Below are 23,058 nucleotides of genomic sequence, written 5' to 3' on the forward strand. Positions count from 1 at the left end.
TCTCTAACAGCAACATGTGCAAATCGTGGTCCAGATCACATATCCTGCACGGCCGTAGACAGGTCGGCCTCCAGGCCTAACCGGGTCTGTCATCGCACTGTTTCAGGGTCCTACGGTGCCCCAACCCGGTGGCAAGCCACGGCGGAACCCGCCTGAGCAGAGACCTTCACCCCTGGACTGGCTGTCAGGCGTGAGCGGCGCGAGCTGCCTAACGCTGACGCAATCAAGGAGGCGTCAGGGACAGCTTTCACTCTGTGCTGCAACGTCTTGCGCTGTCAGCGGCTGGACACGATTCTCTATGGACGGCTACTTCCGCATCCTCGAGCGCGGTCAGTTGGCACACCGTGCGCAATGCCAGTAGTCAAGGATAGGCTGAGTCCGGGTGCGTTCGAACAAGACTGCTGGCGCGTGTTGTTGCAGGCGGTCGCCGCACACCACCCGATGATCAGTGCGGCCGGTAGAAACCGGGCGATGCGACGGACAGGCGCAACATGTCATCGCGTTGGCTCAGGGTGAGCTCGTACCAGTCGGAGGTGCGGGCCTGCGCGACGATGCCCTCATCGTCGGTGGAGAGCGTCACTGTCCAGCCATGCTTCTCCCAGATCTGGACGATCACGGGCGGATAGATGTCCGCGCGGTCCGGGGCCGGGGGGTCGAGGAAGTAGCGGGCCTCGAGCCGGTCGACCTGGTATATGTTGCCCGCGTCGTCGTCGAACGGCAGTATGGTCTCGCCGCCCAAGCCCTCCTGCGTGCGGATGCGCATCTGACCGCCCAACGCGTCGAGTAACTCGGCGACGAGGTCGCGGATACGGTCGCGCGCGATTTCCTCGGTGAGTTCGCGGTTCCATACGACCGCCCGTGCTGCCCGCGGCACAGACATGCTCGCCTGCCGCAGTTCTTGCGGGGTCGGCGATGTCGCGGGTACGGCGGCCTCGGGCGGGAGATCACGCTCGAGTTGGAAGCCATAGCTCATCAGTTCGTCGAAGGTCTGGGCGAAATCCAGTGGCCGATCCAGATGGCCGTCCGCCTCCCAGCCAATGGCACCGCCGGGCAGATCAGGAGAGACGAAGTAGCGCGTATCGCCCAGGCCCTTGGCGATGAGCATTGCCCGGTCTCCCGGAATTTCCTCGGCCGCTTCCCAATTACGCACCGACTCCGTCAAGTTCAGCGCGTGATATGTCTGCATGTCCCTGGGCCGGGTGGGGCCGAAAGAGATCCCATCGAGATCGGTGAATCCCGCGTGCACCGTGCCGAGAAACACCCGCAGCGCCGCGGGCAGCGCATCCCAGTACGGCGGCTGGTCGGCGCCGAACGTTTCGGGTTCCCATCCGATACGGAACTCGTGCGGCTGGAACGGCTTTCGCAGCGCATACAGCAGCACCCAGTCGCCACGCAGCAGACAGATCCGCACATCGTCGAGGCATTCCTCCAGCACAGCGCCGAATCGCGGCAGCAGGTCGACGAACAAGTCGATGTTCCACAGAGCCACGGCGGCGGCGCACCGGGCACGGGAATCGCGGCAGTCGGCGATCCCCGCCCACCGCGGGGGTACATGGGCTGCGGCCGACGAGCCCGGTTCGACGAGCAGCGCGGAGCCGGGACCGAATTCCGCCACCACGCGCGCGAAGTCGACAGTATCCACGGCGTCTATCGAACAGCATCCCCACTGCTGATCAACCGAGTCGAGTAGATAGGCCGACACGGCACCGCGGTCCAACCCGTACGCCATCGGCGTCGAAACCACTACTCCGGGGACATCCCGTCAGGAGGCATCCTCTTGAGCCGCAGAGGAAGTCGGGGCGTGTTCAGCGCACAGACACACGACACCGTTTTCGATCCATTCCCGGCCCGTCCACTCCGGGTACCGCTGGATCATCACCGCGGTGACTTCCTCCGCGATGGTGTGCTCGCTCATCGCCGAGTCGCGGCGGATCCAGGTTTCGTCGCGTAACAGCCGCAGGTAGTCACGGACGTCGGTGAGCAGTTGCGGGCCACCGACATCGCCGTGTCCTGGCACCACGGTGCGCGGCGGCGCGGCGGAAAGCTGCTCCATGACCGCTAGCCACCGCAGGCCTGACACATCCGTGTCGTGGGGCGGGAACCACGGGAAGATCGCGAAGTGTTCGGCTTCGACCAGGTCTCCGGTGAACAGCACATCCGCGTCGGCTACCTCGATGACCTGATCGCCGTTGCTGTGCGCGCGGCCGGTGGCTCGCATCCGGACGATCCGACCGCCCAAATCCAGGTCGTGAACGCGGTCGTACACGAGATCGGGCCGAGGTAGACGTAGGTCCGCCAACCTGCGAGCGACCGATCTGCCGAGTCCGCGGAACATCTCGAGGTATCCCTGACCTTTGTGGCGCAGGTCGTCGGCTTGGGCCCGGTTGACGAGGTAAGTCGCCGCGCCGGCGAAAGTGTCGGCGCCGAAAGCGTGCTCGGGATGAAAGTGTGTCGTCGTCAGAAACAGTTCGCGGCCCGCAGCGTAGTCGGTGACGAACTTCAGAACGGTCTCCGCGTTGGCGGGTCCCATCCCGGTATCGACGACCAAGACCGCATCGCGACCACCGATTACGCCGACATTCGGGACCAGGGGCACTCGCCGGTCCCCGATCACCACGAGATCATCGGCGACTTCGCGGATATCGGACAACTCCACGACGGGATCGGGCAACGCAATTGGTTCAGTCATAAGTCCAGTTCATCGCGCCGGGCAGCGCATCGTCCAAGCCCGATCCGGTGCACCCGATACCGCGCGGGTATCGTTGCCGCTGATGGACTTGCGGACACTGCGCTATTTCGTGGCTGTGGCCGAGGAACTGCATTTCGGCCGGGCTGCTGCCCGTCTGCACATGACGCAACCGCCGCTGAGCCGCGCGATCAGGCAACTCGAAACCGACTTGGGTTGTGAGCTGTTGCGGCGCTCGTCAACCGGGGTCTCCCTCACGCCCGCCGGGCGATCACTACACCGAGACGCCCGTGCCCTGCTGAACCAGGCCGATCAGGCGCGCGCACGGGCACTGGCCGTGGCAGGCGCTTCTACTCTCACCGTCGGCACACTCGCCGACAGCGCCGAACGGGTCGGAACCCGCCTGGCCACCGACTTCCACCAGCGCCATCCCCGGGTGGACATCCGCATCCACGAAGCCGACTTCACCGACCCGACCGCCGGCCTCCGCAGCGGCCTGGTCGACATTGCGCTTACCCGGGCGCCGTTCGATCGCAGTGGCATCACGGTCCACGTGCTGCGCTCCGACCCGATGGGAGTCGTCCTGCGTGCGGATGATCTTCTGGCACAACGCTCGAGCCTCACCGTCGACGACCTCGCCGACCGCCGATGGTTCCGGTTACCCGACGACACCGATCCCGCCTGGCGGGCATTCTGGTCACCACCCAACGGACAACACAATGGCGGCCCGGTCGTACGGACGGTTCACGAATGTCTGCAAGCCGTGCTGTGGAACGGCACTGTCGGGCTGGCACCGCTGACCAACACACTGCCGGACGGCCTCACCGCGATCCCGCTGCTCGATATGCCGTCCAGCGACCTGATCGTGGCCTTGGAACAGCGCCGATCACAACCCGTTGATCCGCTCATTCGTGCGGATAGCGGCAACGGTCTACCGATCCCGCGGCCGCGTCACTCAGACGTGACACGCCTTGCTCCAGACGATACGGAATCGCCAGTTCAGGCATGGAGAGGCGCATCATGCTTGCTGTGCGGGTTCGTGCGGGGCGCGGCCGGTCAGTGCGGCCGCGGTCAGGGTGAGGTGCTGGGCCAGTGCCTCGGCTGCGGTGTCGGCGTCGCGGGCCAGCGCCGCCTCCTCCAGTCGGCGGTGTTCACCGGCGTCGTCCCGGTCGGGGTTGCGGTGCGCCGACCAGCGGCGGGCCAGCTCGCTCGCGGTCCACATCCGGTCGAAGGTCTCCAGCAGGACGTGGTTGCCGCATCCCTCCAGCAAGGTGCGGTGGAACATCCGGTGGGCTTCGGACCATGCGTCGCTGTAGTATTCGCCCTGCTCCCGCACGTGCGCCGGGGTGCGGGCCAGACGGTGGTGGGCGGCTCGCACGCGGGCCTCCCAGTCGATGTCCCCGCGCTCGATGGACATGCGCAACAAGAGCGGTTCGATGGTCCTGCGGGCCTCCGTGATCTCCTGCCAGCGGCGGTCGGAGAAGGCCGGGACGGCGAAGCCACGGTTGGGTAGCCGGTCGGCGAGACCCTCCCCTACCGCTCGCACCAGCGCCTCGCGCACGACCGCCAGGCTCACGCCCTGTTCCTTGGCGAGGTCTTGCGGTTTGAGGGCTTCACCGGGGGCGTAGTTCCCGCGCATGATCGCGTCCCGCAGGTGTTCGTAGATCTGCTCGGTGAGCATCTGCTTTCCCGAGGAGGTCGAGGTGTGGGCCGCACGCATATCTCCAGCATAGATGATCAGACCGATAATCGATTATTAGTGCTAGGATCGATCTTGTGGCGGTAGTGCCTTCACGTGGCGCTGCGGGTCCTCCGTCGGCCCCACCCGCCACTCCCACTGCATGGTCTGAAAGGAACGACGCGATGAGCGCCAACGATCCCTTCGCCCGCCTCCCCGAGGCGGCCTCGTTCACCGTCACCAGCGCCACCGTCGCCGACGGCGCCGCCTGGTCGTCCGAGCAGTTCTCCTCCGGCGTCCCTGGAGGTAAGGATGTCTCCCCGCAGCTGTCCTGGAGCGGAGCCCCGGAAGGCACCAAGAGCTACGCCGTCACCGTTTACGACCCCGATGCCCCCACCGGGTCCGGGTTCTGGCACTGGGCGGTCGCCGACATTCCCGCCACCGTGACGGAGCTGCCCGAAGGTGCCGGGGACGACACCGGCTCGGGCCTGCCCGAGGGCGCCTTCCAACTGCCCAACGACGCCCGAGCAGCCCGCTTCATCGGCGCGGCCCCGCCCGCCGGGCACGGCCCTCATCGCTACTTCGTCGTGGTGCATGCCCTCGACGTCGAGTCCATCGGCGTCCCGGCTGACGCCACCCCGGCCTTCCTCGGCTTCACTATGGCCTCGCACATCCTCGGCCGTGCGGTTCTGACCGCCACGGCGGAAACGCCGCGCGGGAGCGAAGGCCGCTCGGCCGACAACACCGAACGGATCGAAATTTCCCGACTGATCCCCGCCCCCGCCGGCGCCATCTTCGCGGTCTTGACCGACCCGAAGGGCCACGTGGACATCGACGCGTCGGGAATGCTCATGGACGCCGAAGGGGAACCGGTCGAGCAGCCCGGCGACCGGTTCGTCGTCCACATGGACCGGGAAGCCCTCGGGGACGTTCCCTTGGGCAAGTACGACGTCGATGTTGTCATCACCACGTTCATCCCGGACGAGGAGATCGCCTGGACAGTCGAAGGCCCACGCGGGCCTCATGTCCGCCACATCTACGGCTACCGGCTGGAGTCGGCCGAGGGCGGCACCCGGGTCACGTCTTACTACGACTGGTCAGAGATCGACGAGGAGTGGAAGAGGCGCCTCGTCTTCCCGGTGGTTCCCGAGTCCGCCCTCGAGGCCACCCTCGGAATCCTCGAGCGCACCGTCCGCCGGAGAGCCGCAGCCTGACCAAGCGGCGCCGAGACCTGGCCACGCGCACCGCCAGAAGCAATCGCTCGCCGTCAGCCTGTGCTCTCGGCCGATTGCGGAGATTGCGCACGGCTGCCGGGATGCGCGCACACCGCTGTCGGTGAAGCTTCGGTTGCGAAGTGTGGCACCCGAGGCGCAGGCCGCGAAGGTATCGGCGGTGGGGCGCGATCAGCAGGTTACGTCCACAACGGCAGCCTCGTCGAACGACACATGCACATGGTCGTAGTGATTGGCGGTCGGACTCCCGCGGTTTTCCATGTACCTCCAACCGCTGCCGTCGTTGTACCGCTGCCGCCAGATCACGTAGGTCACACCGAAACGCCGCTGATTGGCCAGCACGAATTCGGCGATCGCGTCGCCGCGCGCGGAATCGGATGTCATGAAATCGAGCGCCAGGCCGGCACCGTGGTCGCCGTCGCCACGGCCGACGGCGCCGCCGATCTCGGTGACGCCGAACGTCTTCTTGAGCAGGTTGCCCACCTGTGCCACGTGCGGCTGTGTGCCGGCGAGTTCCGTCGAACACGGGACGGAGGGAGGCGGTGGGGGCGGGTGCTGTTTTGCTGTCTTTTCCGACGGTGATGGTGGCTCGGCTGCGGCCGCTGCCAGCGCCGGTGCCGGCTGAGTCGGTGACGGCACGGTGGTCGGGGCCGCGCCGGACGCGACGGCGGACGACGGCGGCGAATCGACTACCGCGGCGTGCTGAGCAGCCGGGCTCGGTCGTATCGCCACCCACAGCACAACGGCGACAGCCGCCGCGATGCCACACACAGCCAGGGGTCTGAGCTTCCGGGCTGCGGTCCGTTTGCGATGTTGACCAGGCATGGTGTCGAGTACCGGTTCCGTCGAGAAAAGGTCTCCGATACATTACGAAACGGTCGCGAAAATGTCACGCCGAGCGGTTGCCGGTGGTCGCCCGTTGGGTCCAGCACCTCGCGTCTCATGTTCTAGCGGGTTGTGTCGGCGCCTGCGCGCAGGCTCGCGCGCGTCGGCGTGGGGTGACGACGCGCCCGGAAAGTGCGGATTGGTTATGCGCTGATTCCGGCGGTGAGGATGGCGGCCAACTCCCGATAGGCATCGGAGTCGTCGAGACCGGTTTCGGTCCGGACGGTACCGCGCTGGATTCGGGCCATCATCGTGGCGGCGAGGTCGGCGGCGAAGGCGGCGTGGACGTCGCGGAAGTCGCCGGCCTGCACGCCTTCGTCGATCAGTTCTTGAACGCGGCGGGCGGCGATCTGCGTGTTCGTTTCGTAGATCTCGCGCGCCGGTATGAAGGCGTGCAGGTCGAACATGAATTGGCTCGACGCGGGCGCGAGTGCGGTGCCGACGGCGGAGAGATAGGTGGCGACGCGGTCGCGTGCGGTGGTTATGGGCGCGATAGCCGCCTCCACATCGTCGGTGGCGCGCCGGAAGAAGTGCACGGTTGCGGCCCGGACCAGCTGTTCCTTGCTGCCCGCGAGGGTGTACAGCGTCGATTTCGAGCAGTGCAGGCGAGCGGCGATCTCGTCCAGGGTGAGGTGCGCGAACCCTTCGGTGAGGAACAACTCGACCAGGGTGTCGAACAGTTCGCTGCGTCTGCGGGTGGGGAAGCCGCCACGAGTGAGCTGATCCATAGCGTCGAATAGTACTGAAGCGCCCCTTGTAGTACTGTCCGAAACCAGTACTCTGAAGAGTAATGCAGTACTGCTTGTCGTAGCCGAGGTGATGTGTGTCCGTTGAACGGTTGCTCCCCAGCGAGGAATCTCGTGATCTGATCCGGCTCACGCGGGAGATCGCCGACAAAGTTCTCGCTCCGATCGTCGATCAGCACGAGCGTGACGAGACCTATCCCGAGGGAGTCTTCGCCACGCTCGGTGAGGCTGGGTTGCTGAGCCTGCCGTATCCGCAGGAGTGGGGCGGCGGCGGTCAGCCGTACGAGGTGTATCTGCAGGTGCTCGAGGAAATCGCCGCACGGTGGGCTGCGGTGGCGGTGGCGGTGAGCGTGCACAGCCTGGCCTGTCACCCACTGCTCGCGTTCGGCACCGAAGAGCAGAAGCAGCGATGGCTACCGGACATGTTGGGCGGCAACCTGATCGGCGCGTACAGCCTGTCCGAGCCGCACGCCGGGTCCGATGCCGCCGCGGTCGCCTGTAAGGCCGCCGCGGTCGAGGGCGGCTACCGGATCACCGGGACAAAGGCGTGGATCACCCACGGCGGCAAGGCCGACTTCTACAACCTGTTCGCGCGCACGGGTGAGGGTTCGCGCGGCATCACCTGTTTTCTCGTGCCGGGCGACACTGCTGGGTTGAGCTTCGGCAGGCCGGAACAGAAGATGGGCCTGCACGCGGTGCCGACTACGACAGCCCACTTCGACGACGCGTTCGTCCCCGCCGAGCGCCGGATCGGCGACGAGGGGCAGGGTCTGCAAATCGCTTTGAGCGCACTGGATTCCGGCCGCCTCGGCATCGCTGCGGTCGCTACCGGGCTGGCGCAGGCAGCGCTGGACGAGGCCGTCTCCTACGCCCGCGAGCGCACAGCGTTCGGAAAGCCGATCATCGACCACCAGGGACTGGGATTCCTGCTCGCCGACATGGCGGCGGCCGTCGACTCCGCGCGGGCGACCTATCTGGACGCCGCGCGCCGCCGCGATGCGGGGTTGGCGTATTCGCGGCAGGCCAGTGTGGCCAAGCTGGTCGCCACGGATGCCGCGATGAAGGTGACCACCGACGCGGTGCAGGTGTTCGGCGGTTATGGTTACACGCGTGATTTCCGCGTCGAGCGGTACATGCGCGAAGCCAAGATCACGCAAATCTTCGAAGGCACCAATCAGATCCAGCGCCTGGTCATCAGCCGCTCCCTCGCGCGGTGACCCGTATCCCGCGCTCACTCTTGCCGGCTATGGCCGGTAGCGGGCGGCAGGCCGAACCGCGCGCGGCGGCGTGTCCGACGGTAGAGCTGCAGTCCTATCGGTAGCCCCGTTCGAGCAGGTACTTGGCTCCTGCCTCGAAGCCGGCGGGGCTGAGCTGTTCGAAGTCGAAGGCGTCGGCGAGCCGGTTGGTGGTGTTGAATGCGGCGCACACCGCCAGCGCGTCCTCGACCTGCTGGCGCGTGACACCTGCGGACAGCACTTCCCGCATGTCCTCGGCGGCCACGGTTGCTTCCCGGGTCAGCTTGCCGAGCATCCGCAGCGTTGCCCGCAGGCCCTCTTCGATGGGGGCCGATTCCAGGTCGGTCAGCACCGCTCGAACCTTCGCCTCGTTCTGGTATGCCTGCCCCGCGGTCGCGGTGTGCGCGCCGATGCAGAATGTGCATTCGTTGACCTTGGACACGAAGGCCGCCATCAGCTCTCGATCGGCTACCGACCAGGCGGAGGGTCCCCGCATCGCCTCGTGGGTGAACGTCTTCGCCCGGGCGCCGTAGAAGTCGGGCCGGTAGAAGACCAGCTTGGCGGCGTCCGGTACCGGATGCCCGGAGAACACCCGGATGAGTGTGAACAGCACCTTGGTGCCGGGGCGATAACCGTGGTTGAGGATGTCGAGTCGCATTATCTGGCCTCGTCGCTACCGGTCGCCTCGGCCAAGGCTGCCCGTCCCGCCTCGTACAGCCTGGCGGACTGGCCGACCGCAGCGGATACCACCAGCTCGAACAGCTGATCCTCGCTGAAGCCCGCGGCCTTGGCTGCGGCGAAGTCCGCGTCGATGACCCGTGTTGGTCTCGTGGCGACCTTGTCGATCAGTGCGTGCAAGGGCGGGGGCACATCTGCGTTGCGGAATGCGCGGGCGCGCTGGTCCGCAGATGCCCTGCCTTTTCCGTTCAGGACGCGGTCCACCAGAGCACGATGCGCTGCTTGCTTCTTGTCCTCATATGGCACGGCGGCTCGACTCTCCTCCGGTTCAGCTATTCGCCCTCATGTGCATAACGATAGGCGCACGCTATCGCCCGGTGACGACATGATCGCCCACGAACTGTTCACCGGCGCAGAACTCGCCGTCGAGATAGAACGCTCGGCACGCCGAAAAGTCCTGCGTCACAATCAATCTCACACAGACGCAACCTGCCTGCGGTATACGGTCAGGAGAAGATAGCGTGCACCTGGTCGACTGCTTCAGGCCCGTAGCCAACCGTGCCCACGGGCACCGCACCGTCGATTGCCTCGATGACGCGCCCGGCCCAAACGGGCCCGAACCCTCCGCACAGCTCGATCAGTTGCACACCCTCGCCCACCAGGCGGCGCGCGACCTCGATGCCTTCCTCGGGCTTCTCCACCCCCACGAGGACAGTGCGGCACTTACCGGTGTCCACGACGCTGACATCGCCGCCCGCGGCGCTGCCGGCCGCTGTGTAGATGAATCCCCAGTGCATGAGCGCCATGCGTGTGAACCTCCCTGAGACCGTGGAAGCCACCAGCCAAACAGATCTGGGGCGAGAACGTCCAGGATTGGAGGGTGCACCGGTGTGTGATCCGCGCCTCCCTCACGCCACATCCACCAGCTCGGAAGCCCCCCGGTGGACGACAAACTCATCGTCGAGGTCGCCGACCCGAACGCATCCCGTGACTCGATCGGGGAGCCGGAACCGGCAGGCCGGAACATCGTGCACGTGTGCATTTCGTCAGGCCAGTGGTAGTTGGCAGACCCGCCCGATCGCTCACGTCGTCGCGCCTTGCCGGTCGGCTCAGCGATCGGTGATCCCGATCGGACCGCGAATCTGGCGAGCCACCGCACGGAACCAGCCGGAGTGGTACCGGCCGCCCTCGGCGTCGAAGGCGGGCCGAAGTTCGTACCAGCGCAGTCCCGGGCGCCGATGGTGCATGCCGTGCAGGTTGAAGCTCAGTGCCAGGATCTCCAGTGACGCGGGCAGTTTCAGGTTCAGCGCCTCGAGCGGCTCGTCGAGATCGGTGCCGTAGTGGTACGCGTTGTCCGACAGCGAGACGATTACGCCGCGCCCGGCCAGCGCCGCCAGCAACATCCACCAGTGACTGCCGTAGGCGACAAACGCCGCGCCGTGGAGCACCGTGATCGCGGCCGCGTCGATGCGGAACTGCCGGAACACCTCGACCTGTGCGACGCGTTCGAGCAGCGGCCCCGCCACCGTGTCCGGCCCGTCCGCCGCACGGCCGAACCGGCGCACCGCCCCGGCGGGCAGCGCCGCCAGCACGACCGCCGCGACCTCGAGCAGATACAGTCCGCCGAAGAGCCTCAGATAATACCCGGGCGCGGCCTTCGCCCAGCTGGACGTCGCCAGGTCGTAGACCTCGGCCCGCTCCCGGGTCCGGCTGTAGCGGTGGTGCAGCAGGTGCCCGGTTTTGAGCAACGCGAACGGCGAGCCGTACAGCACGGCGAGCACGCGTCCGTGCCGGTCGTTGAGCGAGCGCCGATGGTGCAGATTTCCGTGGACGGCCTCGTGAATCACCGACCAGAACGTCGTCGTCAGCAGCGCCGACGGCAGCAGTGCCCAACCCCACGCGGGGTCGCGGGGCAACAGCAGAAGCGGTAGCGCGAAGAGCTGGAGGAGATTGAGCACGACCGCCACGGCGGTCAACCACGATCCGATCCGCCGCATGTCGTCGCGGCGCTGCGCGCGGACAGCGTTGCCACTGCGCCGTTCGGTCATCTCGCCCTCGGTCACTGCTCCGGTCTTCCTCCCGAAGCCGAGCGTGCACGAGTTGCCCCACGAACACCCCTACGCGGGCTGTCGCAACCCTTACGTCCGTGCAACGAAACAGTGTAGACGCGCCGATAGCCTGCCTCGCGCCGGCGATCCCGCACCGGGCGTACGGGTCCTGCGCTCGGGATGGGATCGCGGCTACCGGGTTCCGCGCCGATCCAGGGACACGGTCCGCATCGCTATGTCTTCCGACTCTTCGCGCTGACCGAGCCGATAATCGCAGCGGCGGAAAATCCTTGGCATCGCTGAAACCTCACGCCATCCCCGAGGCCGGACGGTCCTGCGCTCGAGCCTGCATCGACGCCTTCTACGAATGTTCCTGCTGGCTACCTATTCTTCTTTGCTCCGGATTCCGGGGCGGAATGTAGCAGCCGCGCTTGGAGCGCCAGATACAGCAGTGCGGCGTCGGCCGGTACGGCGAACGCCTTGCCGGTGAGTCGCTCGATCCGCTTGAGACGATGCAACACCGTATTGCGATGCAGGTGAAGGTGTTTGCCGACGGCCGACGTGGAGCCACCGAGTTCGTACCAAGCCAGCGCGGTCTGCACGAGCGCGCCGGCGTCGTCGGGGTCGAGTGGGTCGAATGCTGCGAATGCATCGGAGAGGACGTCGGCGGTCAGGCCCGGGTCGGCCGCGAGCAGCACACGCACCGGCGACGAGCCGTAGGTGTGGACCCTGGCCTCCGTCGGCGTCAGACATTGAAGGGCGAGGCGCGCCTGTTCGAGTGCGGCAGGCGCAGATCGGAGGTCGGTGAACGGCCGGCTGGCACCGGCTCGTGTGGTTGCAGCGCGTAGGGCGCGGTCGAGCGCGGCCGGGGAGACCGCGGCGGCCAGGGTTACGCGGTCGTCGGCAAGCAGAGTCTCGACGGTTGTCACCCCCGCCGCGGCGACGCGGGCATGGCCGACCAGGACGACGAAAGTGGCCCCCGCAGGCAGGCCCATCCGGCTGCGCAGGCCCTCGCGCTGCGTGGCGGGGAAGTCAGGATCGAGCAGGGCCCGCAGCAGTTGTCGATTCGATCCTTGGTCTGCGGTGGCGGCGGTGCGCCGGTAGGCGTCGGCGGCGGCGATGGAGAATTCGTCGACGGTGGCCCACACGAGCGTGGACAGCTGGAGGAGCCCCGGGCGATCGTCGCGCTGAGCGCGTTCGACGGTGACTTCCCAGATCGCCAGTCCGGCCACCCGGAAGGCGTGCAGCAGGCTGTCCAGCGGTATGCCCCGCTCGGCCTTGAGGCGCCCGGTTCGGCGGGCCGGTTCGAGTGAGTAGGGAATGTTGGCGATCGCGTCCAGCAATGTGGAGATGTTGTCGGCCACCAGGGTCGACAACTCGTCGTGGCCGAGCGCCGCGTCACCGTAGGCCTGCTCATCGTGCTCGATCCTGGCGGTCACGAGCTCGGAGATCGCATCCAAATCTCCGCGCAGCTCGCTGAGGAGGCGGAGCGATGGATTCTGCGTGTCCTGGGTCACAGCAGCCAACGGTAATCCTCGTTGTGCACAGGCACAACGGGGCTGGCTGAAGTGGGTGCCTACGCCCGTTGTCACGACCGATGGCACCCGGCGAGACTGAGTTCTCCTGATCGTGCATGGACGGAGTACGCCGTGACCACAGCCCCGCACCAGTCCCACCTCGACGACGTCTTGGGCGATGGAGAGATCGCTGCGCTGGATTACGCCGTCGCCGAATTGCAGGCCGGTGCCGCGCGGTGGGCGCGACTCGAAATCGCCGACCGCGCCGATCTGTTCGCGCGCACCCATAGCTCGATCCGCGCACACTCCGAACGGTGGGTGCGCACGGCCGTGGCGGCCAAGCACATGCCGGCCGGGGTATGGGAAGGCGAGGAATGGATGTCCGGCCCATACGTCGCCTTGGCGAATGTCGCCGCGATCGCCCGAACGCTCGACGCAGTCGCCGCCGGTACGTCGCCGGTTGCTGGGCGAGCGACAGGCACGGCACCGGGAGGCCGGACCACGCTGAAGGTCCTACCAGCCGATCTCCGGGAATTCATGTTGCTGCACGGCTTTTCGGCCGAGATCTGGATGCCGCCGGGCGTTACCGCCGAGCAGGTGCGCGCAACGGCCGGGCTGGGCGCGAAGCACGTTGGCGAGAAAGCGGGAGTGGGCTTGGTCCTTGGTGCCGGGAACATCAGCTCCATCGCACCGCTGGATGTGCTGTACGAACTGATAGCCCACAACCGGGTCAGCATTCTCAAGCTCAACCCGACTTTCGCGACGCTGCTGCCCGTGTTGCAGGATGCCTTCGCGCCGCTCGTCGAGTTCGGGGCCCTGCGCATCGTCAACGGCGGCGCCGCGGTCGGCGGTTACCTCGCTCACCACCCCGACATCATGCACGTGCACATCACCGGCAGCGGTGTCACGCACGACGCGATCGTCTGGGGCGTCGGGGCAGACGGGCAGGCCCGGCGGGCCGCGGGCACGCCGCTCCTGGACAAGGAGATCACCAGCGAACTCGGCGGCGTGTCACCGATTATCGTGGTACCGGGTCGGTGGTCGAAGGCCGATCTTCGCTTCCAAGCCGAGCACGTCGCGACCCAGCGGCTGCACAACGCCGGCCATAACTGCATCGCCGGCCAGGCCCTGATTCTCAGCAGCGACTGGGATCAGCGTGCGGAATTCCTCGACATGCTCCGCACGGTTCTCGATGAACTTCCGGCCCGCGCTCCGTGGTATCCCGGCAGTGACCGCAAGATCGGGCTGGCCGAGCGTGCCTACCCGGCCGCCGAAAACCATTCCGGGCGCCTACTCGTCGAGGTCGACGAGTCCACGTCCCAGGAGTTGTTCACCACCGAGTACTTCGCCCCGATTCTGGGGCATGCGGCCCTGCCCGGCCTCGGCATCGAGTTCCTGCGTGCTGCAGTGGCTTTCGCGAACGATCGGCTCGACGGCACCCTGGGCGCGAGCCTCATCGTCGCGCCCGCCGACCGCGCGGCGATGGGTTCCGATTTCGACGAGGCGATCGCGGACCTCCGGTACGGGACCATCGGCATCAATGTCTGGAGCGCCTTGGGATTCCTGGTTCCCGGCCTGCCGTGGGGCGCGTACCCGGGGCACACCCTCGACGCGGTCGGCAGCGGTATCGGTGTAGTCCACAACGCTTACTTGGTCGATGGCACCGAGCGTGCCGTGCTCAGCGGACCGTTCAGACCGTTCCCGCGCTCGATCGCCCACGGGGAGTTCGCGTTGTCGCCGAAGCCATCATGGTTCGTCACCGCCAAGAGCGGGGCCAGGACTTCCCGGAAGCTGACCGACTATGCCGGCCGGCCGAGCTGGCTGCGACTACCAGGCATCGTCGCGTCCGCGTTCCGCGCTTGACGGAACCACTCGACGCCCGTCGAAGGCCCAGATTTCCTACCGACCGACTGCTGGATGAATAGATCGGAGTTACACACCATGACCACTGACACCCGCGAACTGTTCGAGCGCTACCATGCGTGCTGGGCGGACCGTGACCCCGACCGAATCGCCGAACTCCACACCGCAGACTCCCTGCTCCACCTCCACTCGGGTCAGGAACCCGCGCACGGTAGGGCGGCTATCCGGGAGACGGCGGCGGCGCTGTTGGCTCTCGTTCCCGACCTGACGTTCCACCTGGTCTCGCTGCGTGTCGGAGAGGACTTCTGGGTCGTGCAGTGGGAGCTGACCGGGACCTCCCGCGACCGGCAATCCGTTCCGTGTCGATCTTGCGGACTATGTTCTGGTCGAGGATGGTGCGGTCAAAGCGAAGCACTCTTATGTCGATGGAGTCGCGATGCAAGCAGCGCTGGCGGCCGCCCCGTAATCCCCTCGTACAGCGAGAGATATGCCGAGGGGTGGGCTGCGCGGCGGCCCACCCCTCGGATTTTGTCAGCCAGCCCTGGCAGGCGGCCGATTATGCTGGGGCCGTGACACCGAGAGCCGAGCGGGAGCCAGTGGTGCGGGCGGACGCCGCACGAAATCGCGCCCGGGTGTTGCAGGTTGCCCGCGAGCAGCTGGCCGGCGGTGACGACTCGCTCCAGCTGAACACCATCGCCCGGCTCGCCGGAGTGGGCGTGGGAACCGTGTACCGGCATTTCCCCAACCGTCACGCGTTGTGGGAGGCGCTGTTGGTGGAGCGCTTTCAAGAGCTGGTCGACCAAGCGCAGGCTGCCGCGGCCGACGAGGATGCGCTCGCAGGTCTGCACCGTTTGCTCCGGTTCGCGCTCGGACGCGCGTTGGAGGACGCCGGATTCGCGGCCGTGCTCGAGTCCGCCAGCGATGCCGACGCGCGGACCTCGGCGATGAAGGCCGAGCTCGACCGGGCCGTCGCGGAGCTGCTGAGCCGCGCCCGTCGGTCCGATGCCATCCGGGGTGACATCGAAGCGGACGATGTGCGCCGCCTGCTGTGTGGCCTCTCTGGACGACCAGACCGGCCTGCTGATCGGACCCGACGTCCACCCGGTCCCCGCCTTCCGCGGCAGCACCGACCCCAGGACGGTCGACAGCGTCCTCAGACTCAGCCGACAGCTGGCACCCCTCGATCACGGTCTGTGAGTCGGACCGGATTGTGGTGGCTGCGAATGGGATTCGCATCGACGAGTGGCGTCCGTCCGCTCGTCACCGGCGATGCCCAGGAGCTCGGCGCGGCGGTCCATTGTGGAGCTCGGATGTCCGCGATCCAGTCGATGTAGCCGGTGACATCGGTCGCCATACGCCGAGAACGGAACCTCTGGCTACATCCGCTATCTGCGACGGCGGCAGTATGGGATGACTCCAGCCCGGGCCGTCTCCGCCGAATCATTTACGTGCCAAGTCGGTGACGTCAGTCGACCACTAATATCGCGAGGGACCCACGCGGCGGGCCACGGGGATGACGGCGTCATCGGTCCCGGCTGTGTGAGTCGGTTCGGTGCGGATCAGGGCCTCGTACGGCGGCGTGCTGGCGCAGGTGCGGGCCCGGCGGGTTCATGTTCGACGAGCGGAAGAAGGTGGCGGCGTTGATGTCCACGTTGATCATGCAGACATGCGGCGGTCACCTACGACTCCTACGCTCGCGCCTCATGATCGGCCGCCGGATGGTCCTGGTAACGGCGGGGATCGTGGTAATCGTGACGGCTGTGCCGTCGTGCTCGACAGGGTCGCGTGTCTCGTCGACCGCGGCGGGACAGCTCAGCACAGGCGTCGACCAAGCGCTCACCCTCATGCCGGGACAACTCCTGGCGGCCACCGGCGGAGCCACGCCCGTGGCGTTCGCCCAGCCCTCACACGGAAAGATCAGCTACGGTCCGGGCGGTAGCATCGTCTACACCCCGCACAAGGGCTTCTCCGGTACCGAACAGCTGCGGGTGACCACCACGGATGCGGTGAAAATCTACGCCGTCGACACCCCGCCGATCGCCACTGTTGGCGGTGTGGAGATTCAGAGCAGCGCCAACGGCTCGGCCATCGCCCTCGTCCCCGGCAAGGCCGACGAAGTCTACGGCCTCACCGACCGCGGACCGAATGTCGCCGGCCGCACCGACAACGAAAAGGTCTTGCCGGTTCCCGACTTCCACCCGCAGATCAGGGTGTTCCGGCTCAGCGACGGCACTGCGATACCGGGCAAGACGATCACCTTGTCGGGCCCCGATGGACAACCATTGGTCGGCTTGGTGAACCCCGAGGCACAAACCGGCGAAAACCTTGTCACCATCGACGGCAAGCCGCTGCCCCCCTCCGACCGCGGCCTGGATACCGAGGGACTGGTCGCGCTGTCCGACGGCACCTTCTGGGTGTCCGACGAGTACGGGCCCTTCATCGTGCACTTCGACGCCAACGGCAAAGAGCTGGAACGGCTGTCGCCGTTCAACGGCTCACTGCCGCGCGAACTGTCGCTGCGCAGCGCGAATCAAGGTATGGAGGGTCTCACCATCACGCCCGACGGTTCCACACTCGTCGGCATCATGCAGTCGGCTCTGAAGACACCAGGGCTCGAGGGCTCCGCGAAATCGGTACCGCTCACCCGGATTGTCACTATCAACTTGGCGTCCAAGGCCGTCGAAGAATACCTCTACCCGCTCGCCGATCCGCAGAAGACCAAGGTCGCGATATCCGAGATCACCGCGCTCAGCAACACCGCGTTCCTGATCGACGAGCGCGACGGCGAACTGCAACCCGGTGGCGATAAGAGGATTTACGTCGCCGACATCTCCGGCGCCACAGATGTGGGGCCCGGCGCCACCGTGCCGGGCAGCACGTACCGGGCGGACGCCGGTGGGCTGCAGGTGGACGGCAAGCCGATCGAGACGGCGATCGGGGTTACCACCGACACCGAGGCCATCGACAAACTGAAGACCCTTGGTATCACCGTCGCGGCCAAGACACCGAAACTGGACCTGGGCGGTCTGTTGATCGGGTTCAACGACAAGGGCGAATTCTTCGGACACGACAAGATCGAGGGCCTGGCCACCCCGGACGGTGGAACCACGCTCGTAATCGCCAATGACAGCGATTTCGGCCTGGCCGGCATCGCCTCGGAGACACCGCCCTTCACACTCGAGCCGAAGACGCTGGCGAATGGGCGGCCGGATACCGGCGAGTTCCTAGTGGTCGACACCACCAAACTGCCGGCCCGAACCCAGACCGCCACCGTCTCGATCAAGGTCGGCTGACCAGCAACTAGGCGCCGAGTCGTGCCGCGGCACTGCCTGCTCCAGAGTCGATGTCCTGCTGGAGAATCCGACGGGCACACGATGCCGGCGCCGGTGATTCGCCATCAGCACTGGGAATTCCATGGGCATGGACATCACGCCGGATCGAATGTTCTGGGTCGCCTCTTGTCGCACAGGCATTTCCGCGCCCTGCTCCAGCGGTGGCCGACGATCAACCCGCCAGTTACCGCGTCGACGTTCAAAGACACGACGCCAGCTGTGGGACTGTCCGAATGGCCACGGCAGTGTCGTAGGTACCCGCTCGACGGTATTTGCATCTCGGGTTGGGGACGTGTGCCGCGATGGTTAGGCTGCGGCCTTGTGCGCGGACTGTCGTCGGTGTCGAGGTTGTGGTTGGTGTGGGGCGTTACTCGGACGCTGATGGTGGTGTTCACCGGTGTGACGGTGCTGCCGCACAGCATTTGGGATGCCTCGGCCGCGGATTTGACTCTGTACCGGGGATGGGCCGAGGTGATCGTGTACCAGAGTGTCTTCCCGCTGTATGACGAGCGGTGGCAGTACCCGCCCGGAGCGGGAGCATTGCTGGTGGTGCCCTGGCTGTTCGGCGGCGGGCACGGGTACAACTGGTGGTTCTTCGCGTTGGTTGCCGCGGCGGACGCGGCCGTGCTGTGTTTGTTGATCCGGGCCGCGCGGCGTGACGGCAGGGAGGCAGCCCGGACGGGGCCGTGGGTGTGGGTGGTCGGGGTGGCATTGCTCGGCCGCGTCTGTTACGGCCGATTCGATCTGATCGTGGCGGCGACCGCGGTCGTAGCGTTGCTGTGGGCGACGCGACGTCCGGCGGCCGCCGGCGCGGCCGTTGCTGCCGGGGCGTTGCTGAAAGTGTGGCCGGTGGTGGTTGTGCTGGGGCTGCGCTGGCCGGCACTGTGGCGGATGAGCGCCGCAGCGGCCGGCGTCGGCGCGCTGGCGGCCGCGGGACTGACGGGGTTGGGCCCAGGCGCGTGGTCGTTCCTGCAGTTTCAGTCCGAGCGTGGGTTGCAGATCGAATCTGCCGCTGCCACACCGCTGTTGATGCTCCGGCTGTTGGACGGCGGCTGGAGCATCGTGCATCGCTACGGGGCCGAGGAACTGTCTGGGCCGTGGGTGTCCGCGATGGCCCGAGGGTGCGTGGCGGCCACGGTCATCGGTGGTGCGGTGCTGCTGATCATCTGGTGGCGGGCGCGGCCCCCGGCAGCGGATCTCGCGTTGGCCGCGGTGCTACTGGCTTTGCTGACCAGCCGGGTACTCAGCCCGCAATACCTGGTGTGGGCGGTGGCGGTGGCCTCGGTCTGCGCGCTGGACCGGCACACCACACAGCGACCTGTGCTGATGCTGGTGCTGGCGACGGCGCTTGTGAGCCAGGTGGAATTCCCGTTCGTCTACGACCGGGTGGCCACCGGAAGTTGGCCAGGAGTAATGGTTTTGACAGTGCGCAACGGCCTGCTGGTGTGCGCGACCGTGTGGTCTGTTGTGCGGCTGTGCCGAACTCGACCCGCGGCTACGCTTGTCAGCGCGGGGCGGTGTCGTGCGGTCGAGCGTGCCGGTATTGATGATCCGCAAAGGCTGCCTTGCGTGGCTGACGTATCTGCTTGATTCCGGACAGATCGCGGTACACCACATGGTTTCGGTCGGCGAGTGATCCCAGGCTGTAGCGTGATTGCAGCCCGAACAGCTGGGTGCGGGTGCGGGCGCTCCAGCGGCGGGCGGCGGCTGTGCGGGTGGTCTGGAAGGTGACCATGTATCCGCCCTCGTACAGCCGCAGGAGCGAGTAACCGGCAGGGTATTCCTTGATCGATGCCACCTCCAAGAACTCCACCGGGATGGAGATGTCCGGGCGCGTACGTCGATTGCGGTGAGTGTGCCCGCTGTGGTGCAGGAACACTCCAGGGGAGCGCCCGTAGAGCCGGTGCACGGTGGCCGCGTCGTGCCGGTTGAGCACGAAGCCCGGGCCGCCGAGGTTGCTCAACGCCGACTCTCGGGTCACCGGATGGTGGCCGAAAACCAATGTCGGCTGGTCGGGCTCGTCGCGTAGCACGCTGCGCAGGCGAGACATCTGCTCCGGGTCGATCCGGCCGCCGGAGCCGTCGAGATCGGTGGTGTCGAGTCCGATCACCCGCAGCCCGTCCAGGTTGTAGCTGAACAATCGCTGTCGAGGCAGAAAATGCGAGCCCCAGCAGTCGTGGTGCGCGGTCCCCGGCAGTCGCAGACCCGACTGCCAGTCCGCGCCGACGCGCGGCCGGTCGTGATTTCCGCGGCACACCAACAGGTCTCTGCCCAGCTCGCCCCACTTGTCGAGCCGACGTCGCAGATGGCGAGATTCGCTCGGCCTGCCGCCGCTGGTGAGATCGCCTGCCAGCACCAAGTGGTCGACGTTGCGATCCGGCTCGCGTACGTCGCTCAACAGCGCTTCCAGCATCATCGCTGGATACGGGGCCATCCCGGGCTCCTGCCGCACTCCGGTAGGCAACGCGGCCACGATCTGGCCGCTCACCTCCTCACCGAAGTGCAAATCGTTGGCCAGCGCGATAGTGCGCAACAGCCGCCCCGGCGGCGGTGTGAGGGTATGGAATTCGTGTTTCTGCTCGTCGTTCCACCAGCGCATCGCCGAACCGGAGACTGCCCGCATGCCTCGCGAGCGGGCCTCCAACCGGTAGCGCCTGCCGGGTTCGAGCCCGGTGACTTCGACGTAGTGGAAGGCGGTGGGCGTGGTGTCGGAGTGCACGACCGGCAGTGGCTTACGCGAATCCGCCGGTCCGAGTGCGAGTTCGGTGTCCGCTGCGACCGGCCGCCAACGCCCGATCGGGTCAGCCGCGGCGGTCGTCCAGCTGACCGCCACCGACTGATCGCTCACCGTGATGAGTTCCAGATCCCGGGCTGTGATCGAAAGAGACTGGGGCGCAAGCAAGGCGAGTCCGCCTACGGGAAGCGTGGCGACTGCGGTGAGCGCGGTGAGTATGGTCCTGCGGGAAGGCTCGTGGTGGCCCATCGCAACCCCTGACGTTGGTCTCGCCGATGCATCGACGGACTCGACATTATGGAGTCAACTGTGCGAGCTCGTGAACAACGGTTGAGCTGTGCCGGTCGGTTTGCCGCCGGTTTCCTGAATAGGCTTCTGCCTGTGTCGGCCTCAGTGCACGAAGCAGGCGATCAGACGGCTGACCTCGCCGGACGTCCGCTCGGACTTCACTTCGGTCGAGTCGCCATCCGAAGGTGCGACGAGCAGGTCCTGCGGGGAACCGGGGTCTTCCTGCCGGTGCGGCTGTGCGCTCGTCGATCGGCTGCGCAGTGCCTCGGCGTCGGGCTGTTTCCTCTGCTAAGAATTCCCGCCAGATGAGCGATGTACTTCTCCTGCGGTAGATGCGTCAACCGGCCGCCATTGTTACATGCGATGTGATGTGTATCACATAGATCTAGCAAACTCCCTGGATAGGCGGCGAAACGGTGATGCACCTGCGGTTTTCTTTGGCCATTTCCGTGCCGGCTCTATGCATAGTTAACTGATCGTGCATAAACTGTGACCAAGCTGAAATCAAATAAAATATTGCCGGAAGGTCGACAGCCTGTGGACGCTCGGTCGCAACGATCGCACGTTCCGCAAGCTGCCCTCGGGGTCGGCCAGCAGAATTCCGCAACGATCTCGCGATCTGCAGGTCTACCCCTCTCTTATCGCATCGAGGATATCGAGACCCCGCGACACCGCGGTCGGTCACGTGATGACGAGACGGAAGCAGCGCGTGACCGAGTCGCGAAGAGTCACTGCCCACAGCCAACCTCCGTGACCGGCAGATCCAACCTCCGGCGAGCCGAGCACGCCATCCAGAAGGACAGATTCAGAGAACAACCAACTACGGTCAGGAAGGAGTTGCAATGCACAAGCAGGCCGGCAACGCGCTACCCCAGGACTTCAGTCGCTGGACCGAACTGGTCGACCGTGCCGCACACGCGGAGAACGAAGTCGAGAGGGAGAAACCCGCCTTGGCTGCGGCAGAGCTGGAAGAGAAGTGGATCCGCGCGGCCGCCGAGGACTGGAGAACGCTGCACGACCAATGGTGCGAAAGAATTGACCGGACGCGAGCATGTGTGAAGTCTGAGTACGCTCTGCTCTGAGTCGATAGCCGAATCGAGCCTTTCACCCGCACCCGCGACCGTGTTGGCCACCGGATATCACTGCCTGCCATGAGCCCCGATGAGATCGAACTGGGTCGCCATTCCCCCACCGGTATTCATCGCAGGTGAGTGGGGTTTCGGATTCGACGCGGGTCAGCTTCTCGGGGTTGCGGACGTAGTAGAGGCCGGTGATGCGGGCGTCCTCGACACGGATCGCCATGATGGCGTCGATTTCGCCGTTCAGGCGCATGAGGAGCGCGGGCTGCCGTTGACGACGGTGGGGTCGCCGGTGAGTGCGGCTGCGGTTTGCCGATGCCGCCGAGGATGTATCGGCTCACTTTTTCGGCGCCGATGACCGGTCGCAGCGCGGCGCGCTTGATACCGCCGCCGTCGCTCATGAGGACGACCTGCGGGGCGGGCCGACCACCGATGTGTGGCCCCGGCGCCGGGTCAGAGAGTGGCGATCGCCTCGTCGCGCTCGGCTTGCAACACCTGCCGGCGCTTCGCATCCTCGACCCGACCGGCTCCGGCCACCGTCACCGCGGCCGTGGCGGGCGCGGCATCGAGGACAGGCCGCAGCCGCTGCGCCTCCTCGAGGGTGGCGATCGGGTAGGCGAACACGGCCGCTCCGGGAACGTTCGGGTCGGCGCTGCCGCTGCCGACCGCGTAGATCAAATAGTCGTAGCCGACCGTGCCGCCGGTCGCCAACGTCACGCTGCGTTCGGAGGCGTCGATCCGTGTCACGGTATCGACCACCAGTCGGACACGCTCGCCCAGAACTTTGCCGTACTCGACGATCGTCTCGTGGGTCCCGGCCGCCAGTTGGTGCAGGTAGATCCGCTCGACGAAGGACGGGCGCGGGTTGATCAGGGTCACGGTGACGTCGTCGCGCTGCATCAGGCGATTGGCCGCCATGACACCGGCGTATCCGCCGCCGATCACGACCACATCGATGTTGCCGCTCATGGTGTCTCCTTCATCTCGAGGGGTTCGGCCACAAGACACCGCGTGCCGACGTCGCGGTTTGTTGTCAGCCCTGCCGGGTAAACACCTG

18 protein-coding genes and 3 pseudogenes are annotated in these 23,058 nt (G+C 66.5%); 9 read left to right on the forward strand and 12 right to left on the reverse strand.

What is annotated here, in order from left to right:
* Window positions 1–445: 445 nt before the first annotated feature.
* Window positions 446–1,642, reverse strand: a complete 1,197-nt coding sequence (locus ACWPXK_RS17265) for a hypothetical protein (protein ID WP_454197155.1) — start codon at window positions 1,640–1,642, stop codon at window positions 446–448.
* Between the two features lie 120 nt (window positions 1,643–1,762).
* Window positions 1,763–2,689 (reverse strand): MBL fold metallo-hydrolase, encoded by a 927-nt coding sequence (locus ACWPXK_RS17270; protein WP_454197156.1) that lies wholly within the window; start codon window positions 2,687–2,689, stop codon window positions 1,763–1,765.
* An 82-nt stretch (window positions 2,690–2,771) separates the two neighbouring features.
* On the opposite strand from ACWPXK_RS17270, the pseudogene ACWPXK_RS17275 reads away from it, so the two are divergent.
* A pseudogene (locus tag ACWPXK_RS17275) lies at window positions 2,772–3,539 on the forward strand (LysR family transcriptional regulator); the annotation flags it as partial.
* A 165-nt stretch (window positions 3,540–3,704) separates the two neighbouring features.
* On the opposite strand, the gene ACWPXK_RS17280 reads toward ACWPXK_RS17275, so the two are convergent.
* Window positions 3,705–4,406, reverse strand: a complete 702-nt coding sequence (locus ACWPXK_RS17280; RefSeq protein WP_454197157.1) for a GntR family transcriptional regulator — start codon at window positions 4,404–4,406, stop codon at window positions 3,705–3,707.
* Window positions 4,407–4,549: 143 nt separating this feature from the next.
* Between ACWPXK_RS17280 and ACWPXK_RS17285 the strand changes: the two are divergent.
* A pseudogene (locus tag ACWPXK_RS17285) lies at window positions 4,550–5,077 on the forward strand (YbhB/YbcL family Raf kinase inhibitor-like protein); the annotation flags it as partial.
* 690 nt (window positions 5,078–5,767) lie between these two features.
* Here the strand turns inward: ACWPXK_RS17285 and ACWPXK_RS17290 are convergent.
* Together ACWPXK_RS17290 and ACWPXK_RS17295 are read right to left on the reverse strand one after the other, a co-directional pair.
* Window positions 5,768–6,421, reverse strand: coding sequence for a hypothetical protein (locus tag ACWPXK_RS17290; protein ID WP_454197158.1), 654 nt, complete (start codon window positions 6,419–6,421; stop codon window positions 5,768–5,770).
* Window positions 6,422–6,624: 203 nt separating this feature from the next.
* The gene (locus ACWPXK_RS17295; RefSeq protein ID WP_454197159.1) at window positions 6,625–7,209 is read right to left on the reverse strand and encodes a TetR/AcrR family transcriptional regulator; all 585 of its coding nucleotides are present in this window, start codon (window positions 7,207–7,209) and stop codon (window positions 6,625–6,627) included.
* Window positions 7,210–7,304: 95 nt separating this feature from the next.
* Here ACWPXK_RS17295 and ACWPXK_RS17300 point away from each other — a divergent pair, with 95 nt between their 5' ends.
* Complete coding sequence (locus tag ACWPXK_RS17300; RefSeq protein WP_454197160.1) at window positions 7,305–8,444, forward strand: acyl-CoA dehydrogenase family protein; 1,140 nt, start codon at window positions 7,305–7,307, stop codon at window positions 8,442–8,444.
* A 94-nt stretch (window positions 8,445–8,538) separates the two neighbouring features.
* Here the strand turns inward: ACWPXK_RS17300 and ACWPXK_RS17305 are convergent, their stop codons facing one another.
* The 5 genes from ACWPXK_RS17305 to ACWPXK_RS17325 all read right to left on the reverse strand — a co-directional run bounded on the left by ACWPXK_RS17305 (window position 8,539) and on the right by ACWPXK_RS17325 (window position 12,705).
* Window positions 8,539–9,120: a carboxymuconolactone decarboxylase family protein gene (locus ACWPXK_RS17305; RefSeq protein WP_454197161.1), complete on the reverse strand. Its 582-nt coding sequence runs from the start codon at window positions 9,118–9,120 to the stop codon at window positions 8,539–8,541.
* Window positions 9,120–9,446 (reverse strand): hypothetical protein, encoded by a 327-nt coding sequence (locus ACWPXK_RS17310; protein WP_454197162.1) that lies wholly within the window; start codon window positions 9,444–9,446, stop codon window positions 9,120–9,122. The genes ACWPXK_RS17305 and ACWPXK_RS17310 overlap by 1 nt, the downstream gene beginning before the upstream one ends.
* A gap of 200 nt (window positions 9,447–9,646) precedes the next feature.
* Complete coding sequence (locus ACWPXK_RS17315) at window positions 9,647–9,946, reverse strand: DUF6506 family protein (protein WP_454197163.1); 300 nt, start codon at window positions 9,944–9,946, stop codon at window positions 9,647–9,649.
* Between the two features lie 303 nt (window positions 9,947–10,249).
* Window positions 10,250–11,203, reverse strand: coding sequence for a fatty acid desaturase (locus tag ACWPXK_RS17320; protein WP_454197164.1), 954 nt, complete (start codon window positions 11,201–11,203; stop codon window positions 10,250–10,252).
* Between the two features lie 365 nt (window positions 11,204–11,568).
* Window positions 11,569–12,705 (reverse strand): PucR family transcriptional regulator, encoded by a 1,137-nt coding sequence (locus ACWPXK_RS17325; RefSeq protein ID WP_454197165.1) that lies wholly within the window; start codon window positions 12,703–12,705, stop codon window positions 11,569–11,571.
* 132 nt (window positions 12,706–12,837) lie between these two features.
* Between ACWPXK_RS17325 and ACWPXK_RS17330 the strand changes: the two genes are divergently transcribed.
* The 5 genes from ACWPXK_RS17330 to ACWPXK_RS17350 all read left to right on the forward strand — a co-directional run bounded on the left by ACWPXK_RS17330 (window position 12,838) and on the right by ACWPXK_RS17350 (window position 19,490).
* Window positions 12,838–14,568 (forward strand): aldehyde dehydrogenase family protein, encoded by a 1,731-nt coding sequence (locus ACWPXK_RS17330; protein WP_454197166.1) that lies wholly within the window; start codon window positions 12,838–12,840, stop codon window positions 14,566–14,568.
* Between the two features lie 78 nt (window positions 14,569–14,646).
* Window positions 14,647–15,141, forward strand: a complete 495-nt coding sequence (locus ACWPXK_RS17335; protein WP_454197167.1) for a nuclear transport factor 2 family protein — start codon at window positions 14,647–14,649, stop codon at window positions 15,139–15,141.
* Window positions 15,138–15,902 (forward strand): TetR/AcrR family transcriptional regulator, encoded by a 765-nt coding sequence (locus ACWPXK_RS17340; RefSeq protein WP_454197168.1) that lies wholly within the window; start codon window positions 15,138–15,140, stop codon window positions 15,900–15,902. The genes ACWPXK_RS17335 and ACWPXK_RS17340 overlap by 4 nt, the downstream gene beginning before the upstream one ends.
* Window positions 15,903–16,178: 276 nt before the next feature.
* Window positions 16,179–17,861 carry an esterase-like activity of phytase family protein gene (locus ACWPXK_RS17345; protein WP_454197169.1) on the forward strand — a complete coding sequence of 561 codons (1,683 nt, stop codon included), beginning with the start codon at window positions 16,179–16,181 and terminating at the stop codon, window positions 17,859–17,861.
* A 360-nt stretch (window positions 17,862–18,221) separates the two neighbouring features.
* Window positions 18,222–19,490, forward strand: a complete 1,269-nt coding sequence (locus ACWPXK_RS17350) for a glycosyltransferase 87 family protein (RefSeq protein WP_454197170.1) — start codon at window positions 18,222–18,224, stop codon at window positions 19,488–19,490.
* On the opposite strand, the gene ACWPXK_RS17355 is transcribed toward ACWPXK_RS17350, so the two are convergent.
* Window positions 19,405–20,883: a metallophosphoesterase gene (locus tag ACWPXK_RS17355; protein WP_454197171.1), complete on the reverse strand. Its 1,479-nt coding sequence runs from the start codon at window positions 20,881–20,883 to the stop codon at window positions 19,405–19,407. The genes ACWPXK_RS17350 and ACWPXK_RS17355 overlap by 86 nt on opposite strands.
* A gap of 881 nt (window positions 20,884–21,764) precedes the next feature.
* Between ACWPXK_RS17355 and ACWPXK_RS17360 the strand changes: the two genes are divergently transcribed.
* Window positions 21,765–22,004 (forward strand): hypothetical protein, encoded by a 240-nt coding sequence (locus ACWPXK_RS17360; RefSeq protein WP_454197172.1) that lies wholly within the window; start codon window positions 21,765–21,767, stop codon window positions 22,002–22,004.
* Between the two features lie 519 nt (window positions 22,005–22,523).
* Here the strand turns inward: ACWPXK_RS17360 and ACWPXK_RS17365 are convergent.
* Window positions 22,524–22,970: pseudogene (locus ACWPXK_RS17365) on the reverse strand (FAD-dependent oxidoreductase); the annotation flags it as partial.
* Window positions 22,971–23,058: the final 88 nt, after the last annotated feature.

This window comes from Nocardia sp. Marseille-Q1738, assembly GCF_965283145.1.